The following is a 6,367-nucleotide window of genomic DNA, read 5'->3' on the forward strand; positions in this document are numbered from 1 at the left end:
GCTCACCTCTCTGCTCGGCGGCCCGCGAGCAATGCCCCCAGGTAGGACGGCGCCGCGGCGACCGCGACTTGCCAGTGTGCTCCGGAGCGCGGGTTCGTGCGTGGTGCGACCGCGAGCGGCACGAGCGCCGGGAGCAGGAAGAGCGCCGATCGGCTTCGCGTCCAGACCGGGGTGGTCGCCGCGACACCGGTCAGCGTGGCGGTCACGACGAACAGGCCGTGGTGGACGACGCGCAGCTTCCTCGTCCGGATGAGCCGCACGGCGACGGCGGTGCCCCAGGCGCAGTTCGCGACGTAGGCGACGCTCGCAGCGGTGACCAGACGGCGGGCCGTGCGCGAACCCGTGGGAGGCGATCCGCGCCTCCCGGCCCACATCCGTCGCATGTTCGGGACGTTACGCGGTCTCGCGACTGACCAGCTTGGAGAGCACGATCGCGGACCGCGTGTGGTCCACCTGGGGTGCGAGGCGGACCTTGTCGAGGGCTTCCTCGAGCGCGGAGAGGTCCTTCGAGCGCATGTGCACGACGGCGTCGGCGCTGCCCGTGACCGTGCCGGCGTCGATGACCTCCGGCACGCTGTCGAGCAGGGTGCGGAGCTCGTCGGGGGAGACCGTGCCGCGGCAGTAGAGCTCCACCCAGGCCTCGGTGCCGCGGTCCTCGACGGCGGGGTCGACCTTGATCGTGAAGCCCTGGATCACGCCGTCGCCCACCAGCCGGTCGACGCGACGCTTCACGGCGGAGGCCGAGAGTCCGACCACCGACCCGATGTCGCCGTAGCCGGCGCGGGCGTTCTCCCGGAGTTGATCCAGGATGCGGTGGTCGAGCGAATCCATTGCACCCATGGTACGCGGACTTCTTGCACGCCCGGTGGGTTCGGCGCACGAAACGTGCGTCACCCGAACGGGTGCCACGGCGCTTCGCTCCCGGTACTGCACTTGCCGGACGGTCTGTGTCAGGATCGACGTGGCGTCGACCTGGTCCGCTACGGCGAGTGAGCCTGCATCTCGCCGGAGCACCTCTCCTTCGTTCCGTTTCGGTTCCTGGCAGGCTCGGGCCCCGGCCCCTTCTCAGGAGGACTGATGTCGAACACCGCACCCTCGACCACCGATGCACCGGCCCGTACCGCCACCAAGCGGACGATCCTGATGTGCAAGCCGACGCACTACACGGTCAGCTACCGGATCAACCCGTGGATGCACCCCGAGGACCCGACCGACACGTCGAAGGCCGTCGAGCAGTGGCAGTCCCTCGTGGACGTCTACGAGCAGCTCGGCTTCGACATCTCGTACATCGAGCCGATCGAGGGTCTGCCGGACATGGTCTACGCGGCCAACGGCGGGTTCGTGCTCGACGGCGTCGCGTACGGCGCGAAGTTCCAGTACCCCGAGCGTCAGCCCGAGGGTCCGGCGTACATGGACTGGTTCCGCAGCGCGGGCCTGACCGTCGCCGAGCCCGAGGAGACGAACGAGGGCGAGGGCGACTTCCTGCTCATCGGGAACACCATCTTCGCCGGCACGGGCTTCCGCTCGGACAGCACCTCGCACGAGGAGCTCGCGCGGATCTCCGGCCGCGAGGTCGTCACCCTGAAGCTCATCAACCCGAACTTCTACCACCTCGACACGGCGATCGCGGTCCTCGACCCGGAGCCCGCCGCGGACGGCACGTCGAACATCGCCTACCTCGAGAGCGCCTTCGACGAGCCGTCGCTGGCGATCCTGCGCGAGCGCTTCCCGGACGCGATCATCGCCACCGAGGAGGACGCTGCGATCCTCGGCCTGAACTCCTACTCCGACGGGTACAACGTCGTGATCGCCTCGCGCGCGACCACGTTCGCGTCGCAGCTCCGCGAGAAGGGCTACAACCCGATCGGCGTCGACCTGTCCGAGCTGCTGCTCGGCGGCGGCGGCGTGAAGTGCTGCACGCTCGACCTGCACCCCGTCGGCACCGGCACCTCGGTCGCGCGATGACGGCCTCGTCGCTCGGTTCGCGGACCGCTGCGGCGCTCGCCGTCGAGGAACGCTCCCTCGCCCACAACTACAGCCCGCTGCCCGTCGTCATCGCATCGGGCGACGGCGCGTGGGTCACGGACGTCGACGGCAAGCGCTACCTGGACGGCCTCGCCGCCTACTCCGCCGTGAACTTCGGTCACGGCAACCCCCGGCTGCTCGATGCCGCGCGGGCGCAGCTCGACCGGGTCACGCTGACCTCGCGCGCGTTCGTGAACGACCAGCTCGGGCCGTTCGCCTCGGCGCTCGCCGCGTTGACCGAGACCGACATGGTCCTGCCGATGAACACCGGTGCCGAGGCGGTGGAGTCCGCGATCAAGGTCTCCCGTGCCTGGGGCTACCGCGTCAAGGGCGTCCCCGCCGAGCGCGCCACGATCATCGTCGCCTCGGGGAACTTCCACGGTCGCACCACGACGATCATCTCGTTCTCGGACGACCCGTCGGCGCACGACGACTTCGGGCCGTTCACGCCCGGTTTCCGCACCGTGCCGTACGGCGACGCCGATGCCCTGCGCGAGGCGATGGACGAGACCGTCGTCGCGGTGCTGCTCGAGCCGATCCAGGGCGAGGGCGGGGTCGTCATCCCGCCTCCGTCCTACATGCCGGACGTCCGGGCGATCTGCGACGAGTTCGGCGCCCTGTTCGTCGCCGACGAGATCCAGTCCGGGCTCGGTCGCACCGGCCACACCCTCGCCGTGCAGCGCGTCGGGGTCCGCCCGGACCTCATCACGCTCGGCAAGGCGCTCGGCGGCGGGATCGTCCCCGTGTCCGCCGTGGTCGGTCGGCGTGACGTGCTGGGCGTCCTGCGTCCGGGCGAGCACGGGTCGACCTTCGGCGGGAACCCGCTCGCGGCGGCCGTCGGCTCCGAGGTCGTGGCGATGCTCGACGAGGGCACGTTCCAGCAGCGGGCGCTCGAGGGCGAACCGCTGCTCCGCGGGCTGCTCGACGACCTGGTCGGCTCCGGGGTCGTCTCGCACCGGGTCGCCGGACTCTGGGCGGGCATCGACATCGACCCCGCGCTCGGCACGGGCAAGCAGATCGCGCAGGACCTCGCCGACCGCGGGGTGCTCGTGAAGGACACGCACGGGTCGACGATCCGCTTCGCGCCGCCGCTCGTCGTGACCGACGACGAGGTGCGCCTGGCGATCGGCGCCCTCGCCGAGGTGTTGCGCGCGCGAGCCTGAGCTCCGCGCTCGTTTCGTGAGCTCCGCGCTCGCTTCGTGAGCAGAAATGGTCGGGTGCCCTCGGGCGACCCGACCATTTCTGCTCACGAAGCACGGCCGCGCCGCAGCGCCCCGCCCGTCACACCGCCCAGCGCGCCGCCAGCTCGTCCATCAGGGCGTCGAGCCGCTCGTCGACGACCTGCGCGTCGGGGTTCGCCTCGTACCAGGCGATGACCTCGCGCACGCCCTGCCGGTAGGGCGTCCGCGGCCGGTACCACGGCACGAGCGACCGCACCTTGCTGTTGTCGAACACCGAACTGTTCGCCTTGTCGCCGAGGAGCGCCGCACCCCACTCCGGGTCCACGGCGTTGATCGCATCCGCCGGCACGTGCACGATCCGCAGGTCTTCGACGCCTGCTGCCGCTGCGATCTCGTGCGCGATCTGGTTCCAGGTCGGCGCCTCGTCGCTCGTGATCGTGAAGGCCTCGCCGATCGCCTCGGCCCGGTCGAGCAGCCCCGTGAACCCGACCGCGAAGTCCCGGCTGTGCGTGATCGTCCAGAGCGAGCTGCCGTCGCCCGTGATGATGATCGGCTTGCCGGCCCGCATCCGCGCGACCGCGGTCCAGCCGCCCGTCAGCGGGAGCTTCGTCTCGTCGTAGGTGTGCGATGGCCGGATGATCGTCACCGGGAAGTCCTGCTCCCGGTACGCCGCCATCAGCAACTCCTCGCACGCGATCTTGTCCCGCGAGTACTGCCAGTACGGGTTCTTCAGGGGCGTCGACTCCGTGATCGGCAGGTGCGTCGCCGGGGTCTGGTACGCCGAGGCCGAACTGATGAACACGTACTGCCTGGTCCGCCCGGCGAAGAAGTCGACGTCGGCCTGCACCTGGTCCGGCGTGAAGGCGATCCAGTTCACGACGACGTCCCAGTGTCGGTCGCCGACCACCTCCGCCAGGGCGTTCCGGTCCGAGACGTCGGCCTGGAGGCGCGTCACACCCTCCGGGATCGGCCTGCCCCCGGTGGTCCCCCGGTTGAGCACGGTGACGTCGAACCCCTGCTCGACGGCTTCGCGGACACAGGAGGCACTGATCACCCCGCTGCCGCCGATGAACAGCACGCTGGCTCCCGACATGGACGCTCCTTCGCTCCCGGCGGTGCACCACTGCACCGCAACCCTTCCGATCCTGCACCTACCCGTCGGGACGGGCGCGGAGCACGGCTCGGAGCGAGGTGGTGTCCGCCGCCCACAGCGCCGCGTGCGGACTGATCCAGCCGAGCAGCTCGAGCGCGTAGTCGTGGTCCCGCTGCAGGTCACGTGCGTGGATGGGTTCGTGGTGCGCCGCCCGGTTCCGCACGAAGTGCAGCTGCTGCAGTCGGCCACGTACCTCCCGTTGTCGCGTCAAGGAGTCCGCAGGTCCGTGCGGGAACGCCCGGTGCAGCGCGGGTGTCCACAGCGCGGTCAGGTACCGCGACTCGACGAGGTACCGCCAGAACCCGAAGCCGAGCTCCGCGATGACGCGTCCGTGCACTTCGTCGCGCCGTCCGTCTCGACTCGCCCGAGCCCGTGCCTTCGCCAGGTCAGCGCGTCCGCGAGCGTCGAGCGGCGCGACGTCGAACCACGGCTTCCCGGTTCGATCCGCCGTCCAGGCGCGGAGCTCCTGGTCGAGTGCGTTGCGAGCGACCACCTCGACGACGCCGGTGAGTTCCATGACCGACGCCGCGGCGCGCATGTTCCACTCGTACAGCCGCAACGCGCCGGTCGAGGACCCCGTCCGCTCGGTGTACGAACGGAGCCGATCGGCCGTGATCAAGCGCTCGAGCTCGTCTTCCTGCATCAGACCCCTGTCTGCTACCGTTGTCCACGAAGACCCCGGAACGATCACTGGCCCAGGCCACATCGCCGGGGTTTCGTCTTTGCCCATCGCGCCTGAAACATCAGCGTACAGTCACTGGCTCGCACGGAGGTCCCGAGGACTACCGTCGCCGACGGAGCCGCACCGACGCGGCCACGACAGGAGTGACACGCACATGGAGTACCGCTACCTCGGCAACTCGGGCCTCAAGGTCTCCGAGATCACCTACGGCAACTGGCTCACCCACGCCTCCCAGGTCGAGAACGACGCGGCGATCGCCTGCGTCCGGGCAGCCCTCGACGTCGGCATCTCGACGTTCGACACCGCCGACGTCTACGCCAACACCGGTGCCGAGACCGTCCTCGGCGAGGCGCTGAAGGGGGAGCGACGCCAGTCCCTCGAGATCGCCACGAAGGTGTTCGGGCCGACCGGACCCAAGGGGCACAACGACACCGGCCTGAGCCGCAAGCACATCCTCGAGTCGATCAACGGTTCGCTCGAGCGGCTGCAGACCGACTACGTCGACCTCTACCAGGCACACCGGTTCGACTACGAGACGCCGCTCGAGGAGACGATGATGGCGTTCGCCGACGTCGTCCGGCAGGGCAAGGCGCTCTACATCGGCGTGAGCGAGTGGACGGCGGAGCAGCTCCGCGCGGGACACGAGATCGCCGACGACCTCGGCGTCCAGCTCATCTCGAACCAGCCGCAGTACTCGGCGCTCTGGCGGGTCATCGAGGGCGAGGTCGTCCCGACGTCCGAGGAGCTCGGCATCTCGCAGATCGTCTGGTCCCCGATCGCGCAGGGTGTGCTGACGGGGAAGTACCAGCCCGGTCAGCCGCTGCCCGAGGGCTCCCGCGCCACCGACGACAAGGGCGGCGCGAAGATGATCGAGCGGTTCATGCGCGACGAGGTGCTGTCCGCCGTGCAGGAGCTCAAGCCGATCGCCGACGAGCTGGACCTGTCGATGGCGCAGCTCGCGGTCGCCTGGGTGCTGCAGAACCAGAACGTGGCGTCCGCGATCATCGGTGCCTCGCGTCCGGAGCAGGTGCACGACAACGCCGGCGCTGCCGGGGTGACGATCCCCGCGGAGTTGCTGTCCCGCATCGACGACGCCCTCGGCTCGGTGGTCGAACGCGACCCGGCGAAGACCGAGGAGAGCAGCCCGAAGACGCGCGAGGCGTAGGTGCCCGTCCCAGGAGGCGGGGGGGGGGGGGGGGCCCCCCCCCCCCCCCCGCGCGGGGGGGGGGGGCGCCCCCCCCCCACAACCCCCCCCCCCCCCGGGGGGGGGGGGGGGCCCGGGGGGGGCCCGCCGCCAGACGCCGGGCGGGGGGGGTGTTTTAGAGT

The 6,367-nt window shown here is 70.5% G+C and carries 7 protein-coding genes; 3 read left to right on the top strand and 4 right to left on the bottom strand.

Annotation, left to right across the window (positions count from 1 at the left end):
- Window positions 1-2: 2 nt before the first annotated feature.
- Together ACIPKM_RS08010 and ACIPKM_RS08015 are read right to left on the bottom strand one after the other, a co-directional pair.
- A complete protein-coding gene (locus tag ACIPKM_RS08010; RefSeq protein WP_261646094.1) occupies window positions 3-383 on the bottom strand; it encodes a hypothetical protein in 381 nt (126 codons plus the stop codon).
- A gap of 10 nt (window positions 384-393) precedes the next feature.
- On the bottom strand, window positions 394-831 hold the full coding sequence (locus tag ACIPKM_RS08015) for an Lrp/AsnC family transcriptional regulator (protein WP_070417337.1): 438 nt from the start codon (window positions 829-831) through the stop codon (window positions 394-396).
- Window positions 832-1,077: 246 nt separating this feature from the next.
- Between ACIPKM_RS08015 and ddaH the strand changes: the two genes are divergently transcribed.
- Together ddaH and rocD are read left to right on the top strand one after the other, a co-directional pair.
- Window positions 1,078-1,965: a dimethylargininase gene (gene ddaH, locus ACIPKM_RS08020; protein WP_402736522.1), complete on the top strand. Its 888-nt coding sequence runs from the start codon at window positions 1,078-1,080 to the stop codon at window positions 1,963-1,965.
- Window positions 1,962-3,188, top strand: coding sequence for an ornithine--oxo-acid transaminase (gene rocD / locus ACIPKM_RS08025; protein WP_402736523.1), 1,227 nt, complete (start codon window positions 1,962-1,964; stop codon window positions 3,186-3,188). The genes ddaH and rocD overlap by 4 nt, the downstream gene beginning before the upstream one ends.
- A gap of 118 nt (window positions 3,189-3,306) precedes the next feature.
- Here the strand turns inward: rocD and ACIPKM_RS08030 are convergent, their stop codons facing one another.
- Entirely contained in the window at window positions 3,307-4,299 is a 993-nt protein-coding gene (locus tag ACIPKM_RS08030) for an SDR family oxidoreductase (RefSeq protein ID WP_071296508.1), read from the bottom strand.
- A 58-nt stretch (window positions 4,300-4,357) separates the two neighbouring features.
- Window positions 4,358-5,002, bottom strand: a complete 645-nt coding sequence (locus ACIPKM_RS08035; RefSeq protein WP_071296509.1) for a hypothetical protein — start codon at window positions 5,000-5,002, stop codon at window positions 4,358-4,360.
- Window positions 5,003-5,195: 193 nt separating this feature from the next.
- On the opposite strand from ACIPKM_RS08035, the gene ACIPKM_RS08040 reads away from it, so the two are divergent.
- On the top strand, window positions 5,196-6,206 hold the full coding sequence (locus tag ACIPKM_RS08040) for an aldo/keto reductase family protein (protein WP_071296510.1): 1,011 nt from the start codon (window positions 5,196-5,198) through the stop codon (window positions 6,204-6,206).
- Window positions 6,207-6,367 lie beyond the last annotated feature (161 nt).

Source organism: Curtobacterium sp. NPDC086286, assembly GCF_044746255.1.
Classification (GTDB): Bacteria; Actinomycetota; Actinomycetes; order Actinomycetales; family Microbacteriaceae; genus Curtobacterium.